Below are 1,432 nucleotides of genomic sequence, written 5' to 3'. Positions count from 1 at the left end.
CGGTATGGAGCCCGTATTCTGGGAACCACAAAGTGGACGCAAGCAATCTCTGACCACTCCTACCAGCCTTTACAACGGTATGAGTGTAGTGATTATCAAGTTATCGGCTTATTAGTACCGGTCAGCTCCGACAGTCTTTAGTCCTGTCTTCCACATCCGGCCTATCAACCCAGTCGTCTGGCTGGGAGCCTCTCCCCCGAAGGGATGGAAATCTCATCTCGAAGCCGGCTTCCCGCTTAGATGCTTTCAGCGGTTATCCGTTCCGAACGTAGCTAATCAGCGGTGCTCCTGGCGGAACAACTGACACACCAGAGGTTCGTCCATCCCGGTCCTCTCGTACTAGGGATAGATCTTCTCAAATTTCCTGCGCGCGCAGCGGATAGGGACCGAACTGTCTCACGACGTTCTAAACCCAGCTCGCGTACCGCTTTAATGGGCGAACAGCCCAACCCTTGGGACCTACTCCAGCCCCAGGATGCGACGAGCCGACATCGAGGTGCCAAACCATGCCGTCGATATGGACTCTTGGGCAAGATCAGCCTGTTATCCCCGAGGTACCTTTTATCCGTTGAGCGACAGCGCTTCCACAAGCCACTGCCGGATCACTAGTCCCGACTTTCGTCCCTGCTCGACTTGTCAGTCTCACAGTCAAGCTCCCTTGTGCACTTACACTCGACACCTGATTGCCAACCAGGTTGAGGGAACCTTTGGGCGCCTCCGTTACTCTTTAGGAGGCAACCGCCCCAGTTAAACTACCCATCAGGCACTGTCCCTGAACCCGATTAGGGTCCGAAGTTAGATATCCAGAGTGACCAGAGTGGTATTTCAACAATGACTCCACGAACACTAGCGTGCCCGCTTCACAGTCTCCCACCTATCCTACACAAGCCACACCGAACACCAATACCAAACTATAGTAAAGGTCACGGGGTCTTTCCGTCCTGCTGCGCGTAACGAGCATCTTTACTCGTAATGCAATTTCGCCGAGTTCGCGGTTGAGACAGCTGGGAAGTCGTTACGCCATTCGTGCAGGTCGGAACTTACCCGACAAGGAATTTCGCTACCTTAGGATGGTTATAGTTACCACCGCCGTTTACTGGGGCTTAAATTCTCAGCTTCGCCTTGCGGCTAACCGTTCCTCTTAACCTTCCAGCACCGGGCAGGCGTCAGTCCGTATACATCGTCTTGCGACTTAGCACGGACCTGTGTTTTTAGTAAACAGTCGCTTCCCACTGGTCTCTGCGGCCATCGAACGCTCCCGGAGCAAGTCCGTTCACGCCTCAGGCCCCCCTTCTCCCGAAGTTACGGGGGCATTTTGCCGAGTTCCTTAACCACGATTCTCTCGATCTCCTTAGTATTCTCTACCTGACCACCTGAGTCGGTTTGGGGTACGGGCAGCTAGAACCTCGCGTCGATGCTTTTCTTGGCAGCA

The 1,432-nt window shown here is 54.1% G+C and carries 1 rRNA gene; it reads right to left on the bottom strand.

Going from position 1 to position 1,432, the window contains the following annotated elements:
* Positions 1 to 91: 91 nt before the first annotated feature.
* Positions 92 to 1,432, bottom strand: a 23S ribosomal RNA gene (locus HQQ86_RS20860); the annotation flags it as partial.

The organism is Rathayibacter sp. VKM Ac-2857 (assembly GCF_013205025.1).
Classification (GTDB): domain Bacteria; phylum Actinomycetota; class Actinomycetes; order Actinomycetales; family Microbacteriaceae; genus Rathayibacter.
This window is presented reverse-complemented; position numbering and strand designations above follow the sequence as displayed.